Source organism: Pseudomonas sp. CP-1 (genome assembly GCF_021213715.1).
In the GTDB taxonomy this organism is placed as follows: Bacteria; Pseudomonadota; Gammaproteobacteria; order Pseudomonadales; family Pseudomonadaceae; genus Pseudomonas; species Pseudomonas aeruginosa.
The window spans coordinates 55,872-77,417 of the sequence record NZ_JAJQKY010000003.1 but is presented as its reverse complement, the minus strand read 5'-3'; the positions used below and the strand labels follow the sequence as shown (position 1 = coordinate 77,417).

Sequence of the window (21,546 nt, the reverse complement as noted above, 5' to 3'; positions counted from 1 at the left end):
CCGGTACGCATGATCCGCCACGCGGGAGCCTGCTCCCGCGTTGGCGTGTCTGGAGGGTCCTTAATTGAGACGGAAAGGTTATGGCGAAACGAGACTTTTACGAGGTTCTGGGGGTTGAGCGTGGCGCCAGCGAGGCGGACCTGAAGAAGGCCTACCGTCGCCTGGCGATGAAATACCACCCGGACCGCAATCCTGGCGACAAGGAAGCCGAGGACAAGTTCAAGGAGGCCAACGAGGCCTACGAGGTCCTCTCCGATGCCAGCAAGCGGGCGGCCTACGACCAGTACGGCCATGCCGGCGTCGATCCGAACATGGGTGGGGGCGCTGGCGCCGGTTTCGGCGGGGCGAGCTTCTCCGACATCTTCGGCGATGTGTTCAGCGATTTCTTCGGTGGCGGCGGCGCCCGCGGTGGCTCGCGCGGCGGCGCGCAGCGCGGCGCGGACCTGCGCTACACCCTGGATCTCGACTTGGAAGAGGCGGTACGCGGCACCACCGTCACCATCCGCGTGCCGACCCTGGTCGGTTGCAAGACCTGCAACGGCAGCGGCGCCAAGCCCGGTACCACACCGGTCACCTGCACCACTTGCGGCGGTATCGGTCAGGTGCGCATGCAGCAGGGCTTCTTCTCGGTCCAGCAGACCTGCCCGCGCTGCCACGGCACCGGCAAGATGATTTCCGATCCCTGTGGCTCCTGCCATGGGCAGGGGCGCGTGGAAGAGCAGAAGACTCTGTCGGTGAAGGTGCCGGCCGGCGTCGACACCGGCGACCGCATCCGCCTCACCGGCGAAGGCGAGGCCGGCAGCATGGGTGGTCCGGCGGGCGACCTGTACGTGGTGGTCAATGTGCGCGAGCACCCGATCTTCCAGCGCGACGGCAAGCATCTGTACTGCGAAGTGCCGATCAGTTTCGCCGACGCTGCGTTGGGTGGCGAGCTGGAAGTGCCGACCCTGGATGGCCGGGTCAAGCTGAAGATTCCGGAAAGCACCCAGACCGGCAAGCTGTTCCGCCTGCGCGGCAAGGGCGTGGCCCCGGTGCGCGGCGGCGGCGCCGGCGACCTGATGTGCAAGGTGGTAGTGGAAACCCCGGTGAACCTGGACAAGCGCCAGCGCGAGCTGCTCGAGGAGTTCCGCAAGTCGTTGCAGAGCGACACCTCGCATTCGCCCAAGGCCAGTGGCTGGTTCGAAGGCATGAAGCGTTTCTTCGACGACCTATAAACAAAGCCATGGGCGCGGCCTGACCGCCGCGTCCGGGTTCCGCGTGGAGTGGTTTTATGCGACGTATAGCCGTAGTGGGCGCCGCCGGGCGCATGGGCAAGAACCTGATCGAGGCCGTTCAGCAGACCGGCGGTGCCGCCGGGCTGACGGCGGCGGTGGATCGTCCGGATAGCACCCTGGTGGGGGCGGACGCCGGCGAGCTGGCCGGTCTCGGCCGGATCGGCGTGCCGCTGTCCGGGGACCTGGGCAAGGTCTGCGAGGAGTTCGACGTCCTGATCGACTTCACCCATCCCTCCGTAACCCTGAAGAACATCGAGCAGTGCCGCAAGGCGCGCCGCGCGATGGTCATCGGCACCACCGGCTTCAGCGCCGACGAGAAGCTGCTGCTGGCCGAAGCGGCGAAGGATATCCCGATCGTCTTCGCTGCCAACTTCAGCGTCGGCGTGAACCTTTGCCTGAAGCTTCTGGATACCGCGGCACGGGTGCTGGGCGACGAAGTGGATATCGAGATCATCGAGGCCCATCACCGGCACAAGGTCGATGCACCGTCCGGCACCGCCTTGCGCATGGGCGAGGTGGTAGCCCAGGCGCTCGGCCGGGACCTCCAGGAAGTGGCGGTCTACGGACGTGAGGGGCAGACCGGCGCGCGGGCGCGGGAAACCATCGGCTTCGCCACCGTGCGCGCCGGCGACGTGGTGGGCGACCACACCGTGCTGTTCGCCGCCGAGGGCGAGCGCGTGGAGATCACCCACAAGGCTTCCAGCCGCATGACCTTTGCCCGTGGCGCGGTGCGTGCGGCACTGTGGCTGGAGGGCAAGGAGAACGGCCTGTACGACATGCAGGATGTGCTCGGTCTACGCTGAGACGCTGCCGCACGTCGTCTTATTGGTGGACCGGAATGTCGCGATTCTGTAAACTACAGCTTTAGTGTGTCCACTAAAAGCAGCGCAGCATGAATCGAAAAAAAGCGGGATGACTCTTCACGGTGTCATCCCGCTTTTTTACACCTGCGCGACCAGTCAGGCTTGATTTACGGGAGGTCTTCTTGACTAAGCCAGCCATACTTGCACTTGCCGACGGCAGCATTTTTCGCGGTGAAGCCATCGGTGCCGACGGCCAGACCGTTGGCGAGGTGGTGTTCAACACCGCCATGACCGGCTACCAGGAAATCCTTACCGATCCTTCCTACGCCCAGCAGATCGTCACCCTGACCTACCCACACATCGGCAATACCGGTACCACCCCGGAAGACGCCGAGGCCAACCGTGTCTGGGCCGCCGGCCTGATCATCCGCGACCTGCCGCTGATCGCCAGCAACTGGCGCAGCAAGCAGTCGCTGCCTGACTACCTGAAAGCCAACGGCACCGTCGCCATCGCCGGCATCGATACCCGTCGCCTGACCCGTATCCTCCGCGAGAAGGGTTCGCAGAACGGCTGCATCCTGGCTGGTGCCGACGCTACCGAGGAACGCGCGCTGGAGCTGGCTCGCGCCTTCCCCGGCCTGAAGGGCATGGACCTGGCCAAGGAGGTCACCACCGCCGAGCGCTACGAGTGGCGCTCCAGCGTCTGGAACCTGGAAAGCGACAGTCATCCGGAGATCCCGGCCGGTGAACTGCCGTATCACGTGGTGGCCTACGACTACGGCGTGAAGCTGAACATCCTACGCATGCTGGTGGCGCGCGGCTGCCGCCTGACCGTGGTGCCGGCGCAGACACCGGCCAGCGAAGTGCTGGCGCTGAACCCTGACGGCATCTTCCTTTCCAACGGCCCCGGCGACCCCGAACCGTGCGACTACGCGATCCAGGCGATCCGCGAATTCCTCGATACCGAGATCCCGGTGTTCGGCATCTGCCTCGGCCATCAGTTGCTGGCCCTGGCCTCTGGCGCCAAGACCCTGAAGATGGGCCACGGGCACCACGGCGCCAACCACCCGGTGCAGGACCTGGACAGCGGCGTGGTGATGATCACCAGCCAGAACCACGGTTTCGCGGTCGACGAGAGCACCCTGCCGGACAACCTGCGAGCCACTCACAAGTCGCTGTTCGACGGTACCCTGCAGGGTATCGAGCGCACCGACAAGGTCGCTTTCAGCTTCCAGGGCCACCCCGAGGCGAGCCCCGGTCCGCATGACGTCGCCCCGCTGTTCGACCGCTTCATCTCGGCGATAGCCGAGCGTCGCTGAGGAGCAGAGCCATGCCGACCCTGGGGATAACCGATTTCTGGACCTACGTGCTGGGTGTGGTTTTCGTGATCCTGTTGCCCGGACCGAACTCGTTGTTCGTCCTCGCGACTTCGGCCCAGCGTGGCGTGGCGACCGGCTACCGGGCCGCCTGCGGCGTGTTCCTCGGCGACGCGGTGCTGATGCTGCTGTCGGCTCTTGGCGTGGCCTCCCTGCTGAAGGCCGAGCCGATGCTGTTCATCGGCCTGAAGTACCTCGGTGCGGCCTACCTGTTCTATCTCGGCGTCGGCATGCTGCGGGGCGCCTGGCGCAAGCTGCGCAATCCCGAGGCGACGGCGGCGCAGGCCGAACAGGTGGATGTCCACCAGCCGTTCCGCAAGGCGCTGCTGCTCAGCCTGTCGAATCCCAAGGCGATCCTGTTCTTCATCTCCTTCTTCATCCAGTTCGTCGATCCCGGCTATGCCTATCCGGGGCTGTCGTTCCTGGTGCTGGCGGTGATCCTGGAACTGGTCAGCGCCCTTTACCTGAGCTTCCTGATTTTCACCGGTGTGCGGCTGGCGGCCTGGTTCCGCCGGCGGCAACGGTTGGCTGCCGGCGCCACTTCGGGCGTCGGCGCCCTGTTCGTCGGCTTTGGTGTGAAGCTGGCCACCGCAACCCTGTCCTGATTATTGCAACGAGAGTCCCATGCCAAAACGTACAGACATAAAGAGCATCCTGATCCTCGGTGCCGGCCCCATCGTGATTGGCCAGGCCTGCGAATTCGACTACTCCGGCGCCCAGGCCTGCAAGGCCCTGCGCGAGGAGGGCTACCGCGTCATCCTGGTGAACTCCAACCCCGCGACCATCATGACCGACCCGGCGATGGCCGACGCGACCTACATCGAGCCGATCAAGTGGGCCACCGTGGCCAAGATCATCGAGAAGGAACGCCCCGACGCGCTGCTGCCGACCATGGGCGGCCAGACTGCGCTGAACTGCGCCCTGGACCTGGAGCGCCACGGCGTGCTGGAGAAGTTCGGCGTGGAGATGATCGGCGCCAATGCCGATACCATCGACAAGGCCGAGGACCGCTCGCGCTTCGACAAGGCGATGAAGGATATCGGCCTGGCCTGTCCGCGCTCGGGCATCGCCCACAGCATGGAGGAGGCCTACGGCGTGCTCGAGCAGGTTGGCTTCCCCTGCATCATCCGTCCGTCCTTCACCATGGGCGGCACCGGCGGCGGTATCGCCTACAACCGTGAAGAGTTCGAAGAGATCTGCGCCCGTGGCCTCGACCTGTCGCCGACCAACGAGCTGCTGATCGACGAGTCGCTGATCGGCTGGAAGGAGTACGAGATGGAGGTGGTCCGCGACAAGAAGGACAACTGCATCATCGTCTGCTCCATCGAGAACTTCGACCCGATGGGCGTGCACACCGGTGACTCGATCACCGTGGCACCGGCGCAGACCCTGACCGACAAGGAATACCAGATCATGCGCAACGCCTCGCTGGCGGTATTGCGCGAGATCGGCGTGGAAACCGGCGGTTCCAACGTGCAGTTCGGCATCTGCCCGAACACCGGGCGCATGGTGGTGATCGAGATGAACCCGCGGGTTTCCCGCTCCTCGGCCCTGGCCTCCAAGGCCACCGGTTTCCCGATCGCCAAGATCGCCGCCAAGCTGGCGGTCGGCTACACCCTCGACGAACTGCAGAACGACATCACCGGCGGTCGCACCCCGGCGTCGTTCGAGCCGGCCATCGACTACGTGGTGACCAAGATCCCGCGCTTCGCCTTCGAGAAGTTCCCGAAAGCCGATGCCCGCCTGACCACCCAGATGAAGTCGGTCGGCGAAGTCATGGCCATCGGCCGGACCTTCCAGGAGTCGGTGCAGAAAGCCTTGCGCGGCCTGGAAGTCGGCGCCACCGGCTTCGATCCGAAGCTCGACCTGAACGACCCGGAGGCCGACAGCATCCTCAAGCGCGAGCTGACCGTGCCCAGCGCCGAGCGTGTCTGGTACGTCGCCGACGCCTTCCGCGCCGGCAAGAGCGTCGAGGAAGTGTTCGAGCTGACCCGCATCGACGAATGGTTCCTGGTGCAGATCGAGGACCTGGTCAAGGACGAGGAGAAGGTCAAGACCCTCGGCCTGTCCTCCATCGATCGCGAGCTGATGTACAAGCTCAAGCGCAAGGGCTTCTCCGACGCGCGCCTGGCCAAGCTGCTAGGCGTCACCGAGAAGAACCTGCGCAGCCATCGCCACAAGCTGAAGGTGCTGCCGGTCTACAAGCGTGTCGATACTTGCGCCGCCGAGTTCGCCACCGACACCGCCTACATGTATTCGACCTACGAGGAAGAGTGCGAGGCCAACCCGTCGAGCCGCGAGAAGATCATGATCCTCGGCGGCGGTCCGAACCGCATCGGCCAGGGCATCGAGTTCGACTACTGCTGCGTGCACGCGGCGCTGGCGATGCGCGAAGACGGCTACGAGACCATCATGGTCAACTGCAACCCGGAAACCGTCTCCACCGACTATGACACCTCCGACCGCCTGTACTTCGAGCCGGTGACCCTCGAGGACGTCCTTGAGATCGTCCGCGTCGAGCAGCCCAAGGGCGTGATCGTCCAGTACGGCGGCCAGACCCCGCTGAAGCTCTGCCGCGCCCTCGAAGAGGCCGGCGTGCCGATCATCGGCACCAGCCCGGACGCCATCGACCGTGCCGAAGACCGCGAGCGCTTCCAGCAGATGGTCCAGCGCCTGAACCTGCGCCAGCCGGCCAACGCTACCGCGCGCAGCGAAGACGAGGCCCTGGCCGCGTCCAAGGCCATCGGTTATCCGCTGGTGGTACGCCCGTCCTACGTGCTGGGCGGGCGGGCGATGGAAATCGTCTACCAGGAAGAAGAACTCAAGCGCTACATGCGCGAGGCGGTGCAGGTTTCCAACGACAGCCCGGTGCTGCTCGATCACTTCCTCAACTGCGCCATCGAAGTCGACATCGACGCGGTATGCGACGGCGAGATCGTGGTGATCGGCGCGATCATGCAGCATATCGAGCAGGCTGGCGTTCACTCCGGCGACTCCGCCTGTTCGCTGCCGCCGTACTCGCTGCCGCAGCACATCCAGGACGAGATCCGCGAGCAGGTCAAGAAAATGGCCCTGGAGCTTGGCGTGGTCGGCCTGATGAACGTGCAGATGGCGGTGCAGGGCGAGGATATCTTCGTCATCGAGGTCAATCCGCGCGCCTCGCGTACCGTGCCGTTCGTCTCCAAGTGCGTCGGCGAGTCGCTGGCCAAGGTCGCCGCCCGCGTCATGGCCGGCAAGACCCTGGCCGAGGTCGGCTTCACCCAGGAAATCATCCCGCCGTTCTTCAGCGTCAAGGAAGCGGTGTTCCCGTTCGCCAAGTTCCCCGGCGTCGATCCGATCCTCGGCCCGGAAATGAAGTCCACTGGTGAAGTGATGGGCGTCGGTGATAGCTTTGCCGAAGCCTTTGCCAAGGCTCAGTTGGGGGCCAGCGAGATCCTCCCGACCGCCGGTTGCGCCTTCATCAGCGTCCGCGAAGACGACAAGCCGTTCGCCGCCCAGGTGGCTGGCGACCTGGTCGCGCTGGGCTTCGAAGTGGTAGCCACCGCCGGTACCGCGCGTGTCATCGAAGCCGCAGGCCTGCCGGTGCGTCGCGTGAACAAGGTGACCGAAGGTCGCCCGCACGTGGTGGACATGATCAAGAACGACGAGGTCACCCTGATCATCAACACCACCGAGGGCCGGCAGTCCATCGCTGACTCCTACTCCATTCGTCGAAACGCCCTGCAGCACAAGATCTGCTGCACCACCACCATTGCGGGTGGGCAGGCGATCTGTGAGGCGCTCAAGTTCGGTCCCGAGAAGACCGTTCGGCGTCTGCAGGATCTCCACGCAGGAATCAAGGCATGAGCAAGTTCCCCATGACCGTCCAGGGCGCCCGCGCCCTGGAAGAAGAAGTGAAACACCTGAAGGGCGTGCTGCGCCCGCAGATCAGCCAGGCCATCGCCGAAGCGCGTGAACTGGGCGACCTCAAGGAAAACGCCGAGTACCATGCGGCGCGCGAACAGCAGGGCATGGTCGAGGCGCGTATCCGCGACATCGAGGCCAAGCTGTCCAACGCCCAGGTCATCGATGTCACCGCCATCCCGCACAGCGGCAAGGTGATCTTCGGCACCACCGTCGACATCGCCAACGTCGAGACCGACGAGACCGTGACCTACCAGATCGTCGGCGACGACGAGGCGGATATCAAGGGTGGCAAGATCTCGGTGAATTCGCCGATCGCCCGTGCGCTGATTGGCAAGACCGAAGGCGATGCCGTGCTGGTGAGAACCCCGGGCGGCGACGTCGAGTACGAGATCGTCGAGGTTCGCCATATCTAAGCGCGCCCCGTTGCGCGCAGGCGCGATCAGTTGGCTGCTGGCCCAGACGTTCTGGGTCGGCGGCCTCTGGTTGCTGCAGTTCGTGGTCCTGCCTGCGTTGGCCAAGACCGGACTGGCGCCGCTGCTGGTGGAAACCGTAGCCGCGGCGTTGACGCCGCTGCTGATCGGCTTCGCCGGATTCTGTGCGGTGCTGCAGGCGCTGGTGTTGGTGTCGAGCCACGGGCCGAGGAGCCTCTGGCGAGACCTTCGCGGTCAGTTGTTGCTCGCCGTCGCGCTGCTCTGCCTGGTGTATTTCCTGGTGCGTGGGCTGGCGCCCGAGGCGGTGCGCTGGCTGCTGTTCAACTACCTGGCGGTGGCGATGTGTGGCCTGCTGCTGGTGTTGCAGCCGGTACCGGGGCGGGACGAGGAAGGCGTCTGAACCAGGTCGGGAAGTTTCCCGACCTTGGTTGGATGGGGCATCAGATGCCGGCGAAACGGCTGATGTTCGAGAGATTCTTGTTCGGCTTCGGGTTCTTCCGATAGACCAGCGCCATCTTGCCGATGCTTTGCACCAGGTCGCTGCGCGACTGCGCGCAGAGTTCGTCGAGCAGGGCGCGGCGATCGTCGCGCTCGGCCAGCGCCAGTTTCACCTTGATCAGTTCGTGATCGTTGAGTGCGCGCTCGAGTTCGGCGAGAACGCCTTCGGTCAAGCCGTTCTCGGCTACGATCAATACCGGTTTCAGGTGGTGACCGATAGATTTGAACTGTTTCTTCTGCTCTTGAGTGAGCGCCATAATCAGACCCCTGGGAAAAAGTCGTCTATTTTACCCCAGTTTTAGTCCAAGTGATGCTGCCCCCGCCGACCGGGGGTGCCCGAAGAGGTATTCCGTGGCCCGCTCCAAAACCAGCCAGCGTTGGCTGAAAGAACATTTCGACGATCCCTACGTGAAGATGGCCCAGCGCGATGGCTATCGCTCGCGTGCCAGCTACAAGCTGCTGGAGATCCAGGAGAAGGACCGCATCCTGCGTCCGGGCATGACCGTGGTCGACCTGGGCGCCGCGCCGGGCGGATGGTCGCAGGTCACCAGCCGGGTGATCGGCGACCGTGGCCGGCTGATCGCTTCGGACATCCTCGAGATGGACAGCATCCCCGACGTCACCTTCATCCAGGGCGACTTCACCGAGGACGCGGTGTTCGCGCGGATCCTCGAGGCGATCGGCGATCATCCGGTAGACCTTGTGATTTCCGATATGGCCCCCAATATGAGTGGAGTGCGGGCCGCCGACCAGCCGCGCGCCATGTATCTCTGCGAACTGGCGCTGGACCTGGCCGGCCGTGTGCTGCGGCCGGGCGGCGATTTCCTGATCAAGATCTTCCAGGGCGAAGGTTTCGACCAGTACCACAAGCAGGCCCGGGAAATGTTCGACAAGGTACAGATGCGCAAGCCCCTGTCGTCGCGTGATCGTTCGCGGGAACAGTATCTGCTCGCACGCGGCTTTCGCGGGGAATAGACTGGAATGATTGACCCTATAGCCTGTCTATTGGTCGATGACCTGTTGTGCCGGGACGGGCGAGGGTTCATAAAGGGTTACAGACAACGCCTGCGTGCGCGGGCGCTTGTGTAGTACTTTTGGCCGGAAGGAGTCTGGCCGTCGTGTGAAGCGGTTTCCAGGACGGAGCCGGCTTCAGAGGGTAGTCAATTGAACGACATGGCAAAGAATCTGATTCTGTGGCTGATCATCGCGGCGGTACTGGTGACCGTGATGAACAATTTCTCGAGCCCGAGCGAGCCACAGACGCTGAACTACTCGGACTTCATCCAGCAGGTCAAGGATGGCAAGGTCGAGCGAGTGACCGTGGATGGCTATGTCATCACCGGCAAGCGTAGCGACGGCGATACCTTCAAGACCATCCGCCCGGCGATCCAGGACAACGGCCTGATCGGCGACCTGGTCAACAACAACGTCGTGGTCGAGGGCAAGCAGCCCGAACAGCAGAGCATCTGGACCCAGTTGCTGGTCGCCAGCTTCCCGATCCTGGTGATCATCGCCGTCTTCATGTTCTTCATGCGCCAGATGCAGGGCGGCGGCGGCGGTCGCGGCGGCCCGATGAGCTTCGGCAAGAGCAAGGCGCGCCTGCTGTCCGAGGACCAGGTCAAGACCACCTTCGCTGACGTCGCCGGCTGCGACGAGGCCAAGGAGGAGGTCAGCGAGCTGGTCGAGTTCCTTCGCGATCCGGGCAAGTTCCAGCGCCTGGGCGGCCGTATCCCGCGTGGCGTGCTGATGGTCGGCCCGCCCGGCACCGGCAAGACCCTGCTGGCCAAGGCCATCGCCGGCGAAGCCAAGGTGCCGTTCTTCACCATTTCCGGTTCCGACTTCGTCGAGATGTTCGTCGGCGTGGGCGCCTCCCGTGTCCGCGACATGTTCGACCAGGCCAAGAAGCACGCGCCGTGCATCATCTTCATCGACGAGATCGACGCCGTCGGCCGCCATCGCGGCGCCGGCCTGGGCGGCGGTCACGACGAGCGCGAGCAGACCCTCAACCAGTTGCTGGTGGAGATGGATGGCTTCGAGATGAACGATGGCATCATCGTCATCGCTGCCACCAACCGTCCGGACGTTCTGGACCCGGCGCTGCTGCGTCCGGGCCGCTTCGACCGCCAGGTGGTGGTCGGCTTGCCGGATATCCGCGGGCGCGAACAGATCCTCAAGGTGCACATGCGCAAGGTGCCGCTGGGCGACCATGTCGATCCTGCCGTCATCGCCCGCGGCACGCCCGGTTTCTCCGGCGCCGACCTGGCCAACCTGGTCAACGAGGCCTCGCTGTTCGCCGCGCGCTCCAACAAGCGCATCGTCGACATGCGTGAGTTCGAACTGGCCAAGGACAAGATCATGATGGGCGCCGAGCGCAAGACCATGGTCATGTCCGAGAAGGAGAAGCGCAACACCGCCTACCACGAGGCCGGCCACGCCATCGTCGGTCGCCTGGTGCCGGAGCATGACCCGGTCTACAAGGTGTCCATCATTCCGCGCGGACGCGCCCTGGGCGTGACCATGTTCCTCCCCGAGGAAGATCGCTACAGCCTGTCCAAGCGCGCGCTGGAAAGCCAGATCTGCTCGCTGTTCGGCGGCCGTATCGCGGAAGAGATGACCCTCGGCTTCGAAGGCGTCACCACTGGCGCTTCCAACGACATCATGCGTGCTACCCAGTTGGCGCGGAACATGGTGACCAAGTGGGGTCTGTCCGAGAAGCTCGGCCCGCTGATGTACGCGGAGGAGGAGGGCGAGGTGTTCCTCGGCCGTAGCGCCGGCAGCCAGCACGCCAATGTGTCGGGCGAGACCGCCAAGATGATCGACCAGGAAGTCCGGCGCATCATCGACGACTGCTACGGTACCGCCAAGCGACTGCTCGACGAGAACCGCGACAAGCTGGAGATGATGGCCGACGCACTGATGAAGTACGAGACCATCGACTCCGACCAGATCGACGACATCATGGCCGGTCGCGTGCCGCGCGAGCCGCGTGACTGGCAGGGTGGTTCGGGTACCGGCACCCCGCCGGCCAACCTGGAAGAGTCGGGCCGCCGCGAGAACACCCCTCCCATCGGTGGGCCGGCCGGCGAGCACTGAGAGCCCTGAATGAGCAATCCGCAATACCCGACCCGACTGCCTTGCGGCAGTCGGGTTCTTGATTTGGCCCGCCCACATGTCATGGGCATCCTCAATGTCACCCCCGATTCCTTTTCCGACGGCGGCCGTTACGACCGGCTGGACGATGCCCTGCGGCATGCCGAGCGCATGGTGCTGGAAGGCGCAACGCTCATCGACGTCGGCGGCGAGTCGACCCGTCCCGGTGCGCGCAGCGTTTCTCCGACGGAGGAGCTGGAGCGGGTCGCTCCGGTAGTCGAACGCATCGCCCGCGAACTGGACGTCGTGATTTCGGTGGATACCTCCACGCCTGCGGTCATGCGCGAAACTGCGCGTCTCGGAGCGGGTCTGATCAACGACGTCCGTTCGCTGCAGCGCGACGGTGCGCTGGATGCTGCGGTGGATAGCGGCCTGGCGGTCTGTCTCATGCACATGCGCGGAGAACCGCAGACCATGCAGGATGCGCCTGCCTACCAGGATGTGGTGGCGGAAGTCGGCGCGTTCCTGCAGGAGCGTGTGGATGCCTGCGTGGCGGCCGGAATCGACCGCGAGCGGCTGTTACTGGATCCGGGTTTCGGTTTTGCCAAGACACTGGAGCACAACCTGGTGCTGTTCAGGCATCTGCAGGCGCTCCATGGCCTGGGCCTGCCGTTGTTGGTCGGCGTTTCGCGCAAGAGCATGATCGGCAAGGTACTGGGGCGGGAGGTGGACGAACGCCTCTACGGCAGTCTCGCGCTGGCGGCCCTGGCGCTGGCCAAGGGCGCACGGATAATTCGAGTGCATGACGTGGCGGCGACCGTCGACGTGATGCGAATGATCTCCGCCGTTGAAATGGCGGATTGAGCACGGAAGACAAAAGATGAGCAGAAAATACTTCGGGACTGACGGTATCCGTGGTCGTGTTGGCGAGTTTCCGATTACTCCGGACTTCGTTCTCAAGCTGGGCTGGGCGGTGGGCATGGCCTTCCGCCGGCAGGGCAACTGCCGGGTCCTGATCGGCAAGGACACGCGCAGCTCGGGTTACATGTTCGAGTCGGCCTTCGAGGCCGGGCTCTCCGCTTCCGGCGCCGATACCCTGTTGCTGGGACCGATGCCTACCCCCGGCATCGCCTACCTGACGCGGACTTTCCACGCCGAGGCCGGGGTGGTGATCAGCGCTTCGCACAATCCCCACGACGACAACGGCATCAAGTTCTTCTCCGGGCAGGGGACCAAGCTGCCGGACGACGTCGAGCTGATGATCGAGGAACTGCTCGATGCGCCGATGACCGTGGTGGAGTCCGCCCGTCTCGGCAAGGTTTCGCGGATCAATGACGCGGCGGGGCGCTACATCGAATTCTGCAAGAGCAGCGTGCCGACCAGCACCGACTTCAACGGTCTCAAGGTCGTGCTCGACTGCGCCAACGGCGCTACCTACAAGATCGCTCCCAGCGTCTTCCGGGAACTGGGCGCGGAAGTGACGGTGCTGGCGGCCAGCCCGAATGGCCTGAACATCAACGACAAGTGCGGCTCCACTCACCTGGATGGCCTGCAGGCTGCGGTGGTCGAGCACCATGCCGACCTCGGCATCGCCTTCGACGGCGACGGCGACCGGGTGATGATGGTCGACCATACCGGTGCGGTCGTGGATGGCGACGAACTGCTGTTCCTCATCGCGCGCGACCTGCAGGAAAGCGGGCGGCTGCAAGGTGGTGTGGTCGGCACCCTGATGAGCAACCTCGGCCTGGAGCTGGCTTTGCAGGAACTGCATATCCCGTTCGTGCGGGCGAAGGTCGGCGATCGCTATGTGATGGCCGAACTGCTGGCTCGGAACTGGATGCTGGGAGGGGAGAATTCGGGGCATATCGTCTGCTGCCAGAACACCACGACGGGCGATGCCATCATCGCGGCGCTACAGGTGCTGATGGCGCTCAAGCATCGCGGCCAGACCCTGGCCGAGGCGCGCCAGGGGATTCGCAAGTGCCCCCAGGTGCTGATCAATGTGCGCTTCAAGGGCGAAAACGATCCGCTCGAGCACCCCTCGGTGAAGGAGGCCAGCGTCCGCGTCACCGAGCAAATGGGCGGGCGCGGTCGTGTCCTGCTGCGCAAATCCGGCACGGAGCCGTTGGTCCGGGTGATGGTCGAGGGCGACGAGGAAGCTAGCGTTCGTGCCCACGCCGAACAGCTGGCAAAAATTGTTTCTGAGGTATGTGCTTGATTTTGCTTGCCAGTCTGGAAACTGTTGAGTAACATCTGCGCCCACTTTGCCCCGCGAGGTACAGCATGCGTCGACCCTTGGTGGCCGGTAACTGGAAAATGCACGGTACGCATTCCAGTGTGGCCGAGTTGATCAAAGGCTTGCGTCAGCTGGCGTTGCCGAGCGGAGTCGATGTAGCTGTGATGCCGCCTTGCTTGTTCATCAGCCAGGTCATCCAGGGCCTGGCCGGCAAGGCGATCGATGTAGGTGCGCAGAACAGCGCCGTAGAGCCGATGCAAGGCGCGCTGACCGGTGAGACTGCTCCCAGTCAGTTGGCGGATGTCGGTTGTAGCATGGTCCTTGTGGGCCACTCGGAGCGTCGCCTGATTCTCGGCGAGAGTGACGAGGTTGTGAGTCGCAAGTTTGCCGCGGCTCAGTCGTGCGGCCTGGTGCCGGTGCTGTGTGTCGGGGAAACCCGGGCGGAGCGCGAGGCGGGCAAGACGCTGGAGGTTGTCGCAAGGCAGCTGGGAAGCGTGATCGACGAGTTGGGTGTTGGAGCTTTTGCTCGCGCAGTCGTGGCTTACGAGCCGGTCTGGGCGATCGGGACCGGGTTGACCGCGTCCCCCGCGCAAGCCCAGGAAGTGCACGCGGCGATCCGCGCGCAACTGGCAGCGGAAAATGCCGAGGTCGCAAAAGGTGTGCGACTCCTTTACGGCGGCAGTGTAAAGGCGGCAAGTGCAGCCGAGTTGTTCGGCATGCCGGATATCGATGGGGGGCTGGTAGGTGGAGCCTCCCTCAATGCGGATGAGTTCGGCGCGATCTGTCGTGCCGCGGGAAGCTGAAGATGCTGGAAAAGGTCGTAATTGTCGTGCATCTGCTGATGGCATTGGGTCTTGTTGGCCTGATCCTCGTTCAGCATGGCAAGGGTGCGGATGCAGGGGCTTCTTTCGGTGCAGGTGCTTCGGCAACTGTTTTCGGAAGCCAAGGTTCCGCTACCTTTTTGAGTCGGATTACTGGTATACTGGCAGCGGTTTTTTTCTTGACCAGCCTTGGCTTAGCGTACTTCGCTAAAGAAAAGTCTGATGCTCTGCAACACATCGGGCTGCCGGATCCGGCAGTTCTGGAGCAGAAGCAAGAGAAAGCACCGGCCGCTGACGATGTGCCGGTTCTTCAGGAGCAGTCCAAGCCTGCGGAAAGTGCAGGCGATGTACCGGCGGCTCCTGAACAGAAGTAAGAGAAAGGTTTCTGCCGAGGTGGTGGAATTGGTAGACACGCTACCTTGAGGTGGTAGTGGCCATAGGCTGTAGGGGTTCGAGTCCCCTCCTCGGTACCATATAAGCAAGCCCCGTCCTGCGGGGTTTGTCTCCGCAAGGTTCGGTTGACCCACCAGGGTGTCGGTCGTATAATCTTGCACCAGCTTTGACGCGGGGTGGAGCAGTCTGGTAGCTCGTCGGGCTCATAACCCGAAGGTCGTTGGTTCAAATCCAGCCCCCGCAACCAGTTTTTCAGGGCCCCTTTTTAGGGGCTTTTTGTTAGCTGGACAGTCCATGCCACGGTTCCGAGTGGCAATTTAGGGATGGGCGTTTCGCCCATTTTTTGTTTCTACGACATACGCGAGGCGATCAGGTGTCGAGCAAGCTAGAACAGTTGCAGGCCTTGCTGGCCCCTGTGGTCGAGGCGCTCGGCTATGAGTGCTGGGGCGTCGAGTTCATTTCCCAGGGTCGTCATTCGGTGTTGCGCGTCTATATCGACCGCCCCGAAGGCATCCTCATCGATGACTGTGAAGCCGTCAGTCGGCAGGTCAGCGGTATTCTCGACGTCGAAGACCCGATCAGCGGCGAGTACACCCTGGAGGTGTCCTCTCCGGGCATGGATCGGCCGCTGTTCACCCTCGAACAGTTCGCCAAGCATGCCGGCGAGCAAGTGAAGATCAGGCTGCGTTCGCCCTATGAGGGGCGGCGTAACTACCAAGGCATTCTCCGTGGTGTGGAGGAGCAGGATGTGGTGGTCCTGGTGGACGATCACGAGTACCTGCTGCCGATCGATTCGATCGACAAGGCCAACATCATTCCCCGTTTTGATTGAGACGCGAATCCGCGGATCCAATGGATTGAAAGGCGAGGCGTACAATGAGCAAAGAAGTACTGCTGGTTGTTGAGTCGGTATCCAACGAAAAGGGCGTACCGGCCGGCGTGATTTTCGAGGCGCTGGAGCTGGCTCTGGCGACCGCCACCAAGAAACGTTTCGAGGACGAGGTCGACCTGCGCGTCGAGATCAATCGTCATAACGGCAGCTACGAGACTTTCCGTCGTTGGCACGTCGTCGCCGACGAGGACTACCAGGACCCCGCCACCGAGATCACCGTCGAGGACGTCCAGGAGCAGAAGCCGGGCGCGAAGGTCGGCGAGGTCATCGAAGAAAAGATCGAATCCATCGAGTTCGGCCGCATCGCTGCGCAGACTGCCAAGCAGGTCATCGTGCAGAAGGTCCGCGAGGCCGAGCGCGCCCAGGTGGTCGATGCCTACCGCGAGAAGGTCGGCGAGATCATTTCCGGTACCGTGAAGAAGGTCACCCGCGACAACGTCATCGTCGATCTCGGCAACAACGCCGAGGCGCTGCTGGCCCGCGACCAGATCATTCCGCGCGAGACCTTCCGCGTTGGCACCCGCGTGCGTGCCCTGCTGAAGGAGATCCGTACCGAGAACCGCGGTCCTCAGCTGGTCCTGTCGCGTACCGCGCCGGAAATGCTGATCGAGCTGTTCCGCATCGAAGTACCGGAAATCGCCGAGCAGTTGATCGACGTGATGGCCGCCGCCCGTGACCCGGGCTCGCGCGCCAAGATCGCCGTTCGTTCCAAGGACAAGCGCATCGACCCGCAGGGCGCCTGCATCGGCATGCGCGGTTCGCGCGTCCAGGCGGTATCCGGCGAGATCGGTGGAGAGCGGGTGGACATCGTCCTGTGGGACGACAACCCGGCGCAATTCGTGATCAACGCCATGGCTCCGGCCGAGGTGGCGGCGATCATCGTCGACGAGGATACCCATACCATGGATATCGCCGTCGCCGAGGACAATCTGGCGCAGGCTATCGGCCGCAGTGGCCAGAACGTCCGTCTGGCCAGCCAGTTGACCGGCTGGACCCTGAATGTGATGACCGAGGCGGATATCCAGGCCAAGCAACAGGCCGAGACCGGGGATATCCTGCAGCGCTTCGTCGACGAGCTGGATGTCGACGAGGAACTGGCCCAGGTACTGGTGGAAGAGGGCTTCACGACTCTTGAGGAAATCGCCTACGTACCGATGGAAGAGATGCTCAGCATCGATGGCTTCGACGAAGACATCGTCAACGAGCTGCGCTCCCGTGCCAAGGATCGCCTGCTGACCAAGGCCATTGCGACCGAAGAGAAGCTCGCCGACGCACAACCGGCAGAAGACCTGCTCAGCCTCGATGGCATGAGCAAGGAGCTGGCCCTGGACCTGGCGCTGCGTGGCGTAACCACCCGTGAAGATCTGGCCGAGCAATCGATCGACGATCTGCTCGACATCGACGGCATGGACGAAGAGCGTGCCGGCAAGTTGATCATGGCCGCCCGGGCCCATTGGTTCGAGTAAGCAGTCGCGGCCTGAGGAGAGAAGTGCATGACGCAAGTCACGGTGAAAGAACTGGCCCAGGTGGTCGACACACCGGTGGAGCGCCTGCTGCTGCAGATGCGTGACGCAGGTCTGCCGCACACCAGTGCCGAACAAGTTGTAACGGATAGCGAGAAACAAGCCCTGCTGACCCACCTGAAAGGCAGCCATGGCGATCGCGCCAGCGAGCCGCGCAAGATCACCCTGCAACGCAAGACCACTACCACGCTGAAAGTGGGTGGCAGCAAGACGGTGAGCGTCGAAGTTCGCAAGAAGAAAACCTATGTCAAGCGCAGCCCCGACGAGATCGAGGCCGAGCGCCAGCGCGAACTCGAGGAGCAGCGCGCGGCGGAAGAGGCGGAGCGTCTGAAGGCCGAAGAGGCCGCTGCCCGCCAGCGTGCCGAAGAGGAAGCGCGCAAGGCCGAGGAAGCTGCGCGTGCCAAGGCTGCCCAGGAAGCAGCGGCTACTGCCGGTGCCGAGCCTGCCGTGGTGGCGGATGTCGCGGCTGCCGAACCGGTGGCCAAGCCTGCCGCCGTGGAAGAACGCAAGAAGGAAGAGCCGCGCCGCGCGCCCAAGCGTGACGAGGACGATGACCGCCGCGACCGCAAGCACACCCAGCACCGTCCCTCGGTCAAGGAGAAGGAAAAGGTTCCTGCTCCGCGCGTGGCTCCACGCAGCACCGACGAGGAAAGCGATGGCTACCGTCGCGGCGGTCGTGGTGGCAAGTCGAAGCTGAAGAAGCGCAACCAGCACGGGTTCCAGAACCCGACAGGACCGATCGTGCGTGAAGTGAACATCGGTGAGACCATCACCGTAGCCGAGTTGGCCGCCCAGATGTCGGTCAAGGGTGCCGAAGTCGTCAAGTTCATGTTCAAGATGGGATCCCCGGTGACCATCAACCAGGTCCTGGACCAGGAGACCGCCCAACTGGTCGCCGAAGAGCTGGGCCACAAGGTCAAGCTGGTCAGCGAGAACGCGCTGGAAGAACAACTGGCCGAGTCCCTGAAGTTCGAAGGCGAGGCGGTCACCCGCGCGCCGGTCGTCACCGTCATGGGCCACGTCGACCATGGCAAGACCTCGCTGCTCGACTACATCCGTCGCGCCAAGGTCGCCGCGGGCGAGGCCGGTGGCATCACCCAGCATATCGGTGCCTACCACGTCGAAACCGAGCGTGGCATGGTGACCTTCCTGGATACCCCCGGCCACGCCGCGTTCACCGCGATGCGTGCCCGTGGCGCCCAGGCGACCGACATCGTGATCCTGGTGGTCGCGGCCGACGACGGCGTCATGCCGCAGACCCAGGAAGCCGTGCAGCACGCGAAAGCGGCGGGCGTGCCGATCGTGGTCGCGGTGAACAAGATCGACAAGCCCGAGGCCAACCCGGACAACATCAAGAACGGCCTGGCCGCTCTCGACGTGATCCCGGAAGAGTGGGGCGGCGACGCTCCCTTCGTCCCGGTTTCGGCGAAGCTCGGTACTGGCGTCGATGAACTGCTCGAAGCGGTCCTACTGCAGGCGGAAGTGCTCGAACTGAAAGCCACTCCGTCGGCCCCGGGCCGTGGCGTGGTGGTCGAGTCGCGCCTGGACAAGGGACGTGGCCCGGTGGCCACCGTGCTGGTCCAGGACGGTACCCTGCGCCAGGGCGACATGGTGCTGGTCGGTATCAACTACGGTCGTGTCCGCGCCATGCTCGACGAGAACGGCAAGCCGATCAAGGAAGCCGGCCCGTCGATCCCGGTCGAGATCCTCGGCCTGGACGGTACGCCGGATGCCGGTGACGAGATGACCGTGGTCGCCGACGAGAAGAAGGCCCGCGAAGTCGCCCTGTTCCGTCAAGGCAAGTTCCGTGAGGTGAAACTGGCGCGTGCCCATGCCGGCAAGCTGGAAAACATCTTCGAGAACATGGGCCAGGAAGAGAAGAAGACCCTGAACATCGTCCTCAAGGCCGATGTGCGCGGTTCGCTCGAGGCTCTGCAAGGCTCGCTCAGCGGCCTGGGCAACGACGAAGTGCAGGTCCGCGTGGTCGGTGGCGGCGTCGGTGGCATCACCGAGTCCGACGCCAACCTGGCGCTGGCTTCCAACGCGGTGCTGTTCGGCTTCAACGTGCGTGCCGACGCCGGCGCGCGCAAGATCGTCGAAGCCGAAGGTCTGGATATGCGTTACTACAACGTGATCTACGACATCATCGAGGACGTCAAGAAGGCCCTGACCGGCATGCTCGGCAGCGACCTGCGGGAGAACATCCTGGGCATCGCCGAGGTGCGCGACGTGTTCCGCTCGCCGAAGTTCGGCGCGATCGCCGGCTGCATGGTCACCGAGGGCATGGTGCACCGCAACCGTCCGATCCGCGTGCTGCGCGACGACGTGGTCATCTTCGAAGGCGAGCTGGAGTCTCTCCGTCGCTTCAAGGACGACGTCGCCGAAGTGCGTGCCGGCATGGAGTGCGGCATCGGCGTGAAGAGCTACAACGACGTCAAGGTCGGCGACAAGATCGAAGTGTTCGAGAAGGTCGAAGTCGCACGCAGCCTTTGATGGCGAGTGCGTAACCACAGCGCCCGGGCCGGCTTCCAGCTGTCCCGGGCGTTTGTCGCTTTTTTTTCCAGTGGCCGGGTGTCGCTGGAGGCAGGTTGAAAAATGGCAAAAGACTACAGCCGTACCCAGCGTATCGGCGATCAGATGCAACGCGAACTGGCTCAACTGATCCAGCGCGAGATCAAGGACCCGCGCCTGGGCCTGGTCACCATCACCGGTGTCGAGGTCAGCCGCGACGTGGCGCACGCCAAGGTGTTCATCACCGTCATGGGCCAGGACGATGCCGGCAAGATCGCCCTGAACATGGAAATCCTCAACGACGCCGCCGGCTACCTGCGCATGTTGCTGGGCAAGTCGATGAAGCTGCGCAGCGTGCCGCAACTGCATTTCCACTACGACGAAAGCATCCGCCGCGGCGCCGAGCTGTCCGCGCTGATCGAACGTGCGGTGGCCGAAGACGGCCGCCGCCACGGCGACGAGACCGAGGACTGAGCGTGGCCCAGGTGAAGCGTATCCGCCGCTCCATCAGCGGCATCCTGGTGCTCGACAAGCCTCGCGGCATGAGTTCCAACCAGGCACTGCAGAAAGTCCGCTGGCTGCTCAATGCCGAGAAGGCCGGCCACACCGGCAGCCTCGACCCGCTGGCCACCGGGGTGCTGCCGCTGTGCTTCGGCGAGGCGACCAAGTTCTCCCAGTATCTTCTCGATGCCGACAAGGGTTACGAGACGGTGATGCGCATGGGCATCACCACCACCACCGGCGACGCCGAGGGCGAACTGCTCGCCGAGCGGGACGTGACCGTCGGTCGGGACGATCTCGAACAGGCCCTGCCGCGCTTCCGTGGCGACATAGAGCAGGTGCCGCCGATGTACTCGGCGCTGAAGAAAGACGGACAGCCGCTGTACAAGCTCGCCCGTGCAGGAGAGGTAGTGGAGCGCGAGGCGCGTTCTGTTACTATTACGCGCCTGGATTTGCTCTCCTTCGAGCCGCCCTGTGCGACCCTGGCCGTTTCCTGCAGCAAAGGCACCTACGTGCGTACGCTGGTGGAAGATCTTGGCCAGGTCCTGGGCTGCGGCGCGCACGTCGCGGCACTGCGGCGGACCCAGGCCGGGCCGTTCGCCCTGGCCCAGGCGATCACCCTCGAGACGCTCGAACGCGTGCATGCCGAAGGTGGTCCGGAAGCGCTGGACCAATTCCTGATGCCGGAAGACAGCGGCCTGTTGCATTGGCCGGTATTGCAGTTGTCCGAGCACAGTGCGTACTACTGGCTGCACGGGCAGCCGGTGCGGGCCCCGGAAGCGCCGAAGTTCGGCTGGCTGCGGGTGCAGGATCACACAGGTCGTTTCATCGGTATCGGTGAAGTGACCGACGACGGGCGTATCGCCCCGCGTCGACTGATTCGGTCATAAGACCGATACGAGGGTGGCTGTCAGCAGGCACGGTCATTCCTCCTTTTAAAACACGGGAAGCGATTCCCGGCCTGTTCACTCAGAGGAAGCCCATCATGGCACTGAGCGTTGAAGAAAAAGCGCAGATCGTTAACGAATACAAGCAAGCTGAAGGCGACACCGGTTCCCCGGAAGTGCAGGTAGCCCTGCTGTCCGCCAACATCAACAAGCTGCAGGATCACTTCAAGGCCAACGGCAAGGATCACCATTCCCGCCGTGGTCTGATCCGTATGGTTAACCAGCGCCGTAAGCTGCTGGACTACCTGAAGGGCAAAGACGTGTCTCGCTACACTGCCCTGATCGGCCGTCTGGGTCTGCGTCGCTAAGCGACGCCGGTCGGCAGCTTGAAGCAAGAAGCTGGA

At 63.8% G+C, this 21,546-nt stretch carries 20 protein-coding genes and 2 tRNA genes; 21 read left to right on the top strand and 1 reads right to left on the bottom strand.

The genetic code is table 11. The features are described from left to right. Nucleotides 1-80 precede the first annotated feature (80 nt). From dnaJ to LT948_RS07275, 7 genes are all read left to right on the top strand, one after another. Nucleotides 81-1,214, top strand: coding sequence for a molecular chaperone DnaJ (dnaJ, locus tag LT948_RS07305; protein WP_003095211.1), 1,134 nt, complete (start codon nucleotides 81-83; stop codon nucleotides 1,212-1,214). 56 nt (nucleotides 1,215-1,270) lie between these two features. Further along, a complete protein-coding gene (gene dapB, locus LT948_RS07300) occupies nucleotides 1,271-2,077 on the top strand; it encodes a 4-hydroxy-tetrahydrodipicolinate reductase (RefSeq protein ID WP_003095210.1) in 807 nt (268 codons plus the stop codon). Between the two features lie 182 nt (nucleotides 2,078-2,259). After that, nucleotides 2,260-3,396 (top strand): glutamine-hydrolyzing carbamoyl-phosphate synthase small subunit, encoded by a 1,137-nt coding sequence (carA, locus tag LT948_RS07295; protein ID WP_073657200.1) that lies wholly within the window; start codon nucleotides 2,260-2,262, stop codon nucleotides 3,394-3,396. 11 nt (nucleotides 3,397-3,407) lie between these two features. Beyond that, a complete protein-coding gene (leuE, locus tag LT948_RS07290) occupies nucleotides 3,408-4,058 on the top strand; it encodes a leucine efflux protein LeuE (RefSeq protein ID WP_003095208.1) in 651 nt (216 codons plus the stop codon). Nucleotides 4,059-4,077: 19 nt separating this feature from the next. Continuing rightward, a complete protein-coding gene (gene carB, locus LT948_RS07285) occupies nucleotides 4,078-7,299 on the top strand; it encodes a carbamoyl-phosphate synthase large subunit (RefSeq protein ID WP_003095207.1) in 3,222 nt (1,073 codons plus the stop codon). Continuing rightward, the gene (gene greA / locus LT948_RS07280) at nucleotides 7,296-7,772 is read left to right on the top strand and encodes a transcription elongation factor GreA (RefSeq protein ID WP_003095206.1); all 477 of its coding nucleotides are present in this window, start codon (nucleotides 7,296-7,298) and stop codon (nucleotides 7,770-7,772) included. The genes carB and greA overlap by 4 nt, the downstream gene beginning before the upstream one ends. A gap of 10 nt (nucleotides 7,773-7,782) precedes the next feature. Then, nucleotides 7,783-8,190 carry a DUF4149 domain-containing protein gene (locus LT948_RS07275; protein WP_003109321.1) on the top strand — a complete coding sequence of 136 codons (408 nt, stop codon included), beginning with the start codon at nucleotides 7,783-7,785 and terminating at the stop codon, nucleotides 8,188-8,190. A gap of 40 nt (nucleotides 8,191-8,230) precedes the next feature. Here the strand turns inward: LT948_RS07275 and yhbY are convergent, their stop codons facing one another. Continuing rightward, nucleotides 8,231-8,545 carry a ribosome assembly RNA-binding protein YhbY gene (gene yhbY / locus LT948_RS07270; protein WP_003095204.1) on the bottom strand — a complete coding sequence of 105 codons (315 nt, stop codon included), beginning with the start codon at nucleotides 8,543-8,545 and terminating at the stop codon, nucleotides 8,231-8,233. A 94-nt stretch (nucleotides 8,546-8,639) separates the two neighbouring features. Between yhbY and rlmE the strand changes: the two genes are divergently transcribed. The 14 genes from rlmE (at nucleotide 8,640) to rpsO (ending at nucleotide 21,510) form a co-directional block, all read left to right on the top strand. Beyond that, nucleotides 8,640-9,263, top strand: a complete 624-nt coding sequence (gene rlmE, locus LT948_RS07265) for a 23S rRNA (uridine(2552)-2'-O)-methyltransferase RlmE (RefSeq protein WP_003095202.1) — start codon at nucleotides 8,640-8,642, stop codon at nucleotides 9,261-9,263. Nucleotides 9,264-9,461: 198 nt separating this feature from the next. Beyond that, on the top strand, nucleotides 9,462-11,381 hold the full coding sequence (gene ftsH, locus LT948_RS07260; RefSeq protein ID WP_003095200.1) for an ATP-dependent zinc metalloprotease FtsH: 1,920 nt from the start codon (nucleotides 9,462-9,464) through the stop codon (nucleotides 11,379-11,381). Between the two features lie 9 nt (nucleotides 11,382-11,390). Next, nucleotides 11,391-12,242: a dihydropteroate synthase gene (folP, locus tag LT948_RS07255; protein WP_003113907.1), complete on the top strand. Its 852-nt coding sequence runs from the start codon at nucleotides 11,391-11,393 to the stop codon at nucleotides 12,240-12,242. Nucleotides 12,243-12,258: 16 nt separating this feature from the next. Continuing rightward, nucleotides 12,259-13,596, top strand: coding sequence for a phosphoglucosamine mutase (gene glmM, locus LT948_RS07250; RefSeq protein ID WP_003095196.1), 1,338 nt, complete (start codon nucleotides 12,259-12,261; stop codon nucleotides 13,594-13,596). 65 nt (nucleotides 13,597-13,661) lie between these two features. Beyond that, on the top strand, nucleotides 13,662-14,417 hold the full coding sequence (gene tpiA / locus LT948_RS07245) for a triose-phosphate isomerase (RefSeq protein ID WP_003100513.1): 756 nt from the start codon (nucleotides 13,662-13,664) through the stop codon (nucleotides 14,415-14,417). A gap of 2 nt (nucleotides 14,418-14,419) precedes the next feature. Continuing rightward, nucleotides 14,420-14,809, top strand: a complete 390-nt coding sequence (gene secG / locus LT948_RS07240; RefSeq protein ID WP_003095194.1) for a preprotein translocase subunit SecG — start codon at nucleotides 14,420-14,422, stop codon at nucleotides 14,807-14,809. 13 nt (nucleotides 14,810-14,822) lie between these two features. After that, nucleotides 14,823-14,908 (top strand) — tRNA-Leu (locus LT948_RS07235). Between the two features lie 90 nt (nucleotides 14,909-14,998). Continuing rightward, nucleotides 14,999-15,075: transfer RNA gene (locus LT948_RS07230), tRNA-Met, on the top strand. A gap of 126 nt (nucleotides 15,076-15,201) precedes the next feature. Continuing rightward, a complete protein-coding gene (gene rimP, locus LT948_RS07225) occupies nucleotides 15,202-15,660 on the top strand; it encodes a ribosome maturation factor RimP (RefSeq protein ID WP_003095193.1) in 459 nt (152 codons plus the stop codon). Between the two features lie 44 nt (nucleotides 15,661-15,704). Beyond that, on the top strand, nucleotides 15,705-17,186 hold the full coding sequence (gene nusA / locus LT948_RS07220; RefSeq protein ID WP_003095192.1) for a transcription termination factor NusA: 1,482 nt from the start codon (nucleotides 15,705-15,707) through the stop codon (nucleotides 17,184-17,186). 27 nt (nucleotides 17,187-17,213) lie between these two features. Then, a complete protein-coding gene (gene infB, locus LT948_RS07215) occupies nucleotides 17,214-19,736 on the top strand; it encodes a translation initiation factor IF-2 (protein WP_003100517.1) in 2,523 nt (840 codons plus the stop codon). Between the two features lie 102 nt (nucleotides 19,737-19,838). Further along, nucleotides 19,839-20,228, top strand: a complete 390-nt coding sequence (gene rbfA, locus LT948_RS07210) for a 30S ribosome-binding factor RbfA (protein ID WP_003095188.1) — start codon at nucleotides 19,839-19,841, stop codon at nucleotides 20,226-20,228. Nucleotides 20,229-20,230: 2 nt separating this feature from the next. Continuing rightward, nucleotides 20,231-21,145, top strand: a complete 915-nt coding sequence (gene truB / locus LT948_RS07205; protein ID WP_003100522.1) for a tRNA pseudouridine(55) synthase TruB — start codon at nucleotides 20,231-20,233, stop codon at nucleotides 21,143-21,145. A gap of 95 nt (nucleotides 21,146-21,240) precedes the next feature. Next, nucleotides 21,241-21,510: a 30S ribosomal protein S15 gene (gene rpsO, locus LT948_RS07200; protein WP_003095184.1), complete on the top strand. Its 270-nt coding sequence runs from the start codon at nucleotides 21,241-21,243 to the stop codon at nucleotides 21,508-21,510. Nucleotides 21,511-21,546: the final 36 nt, after the last annotated feature.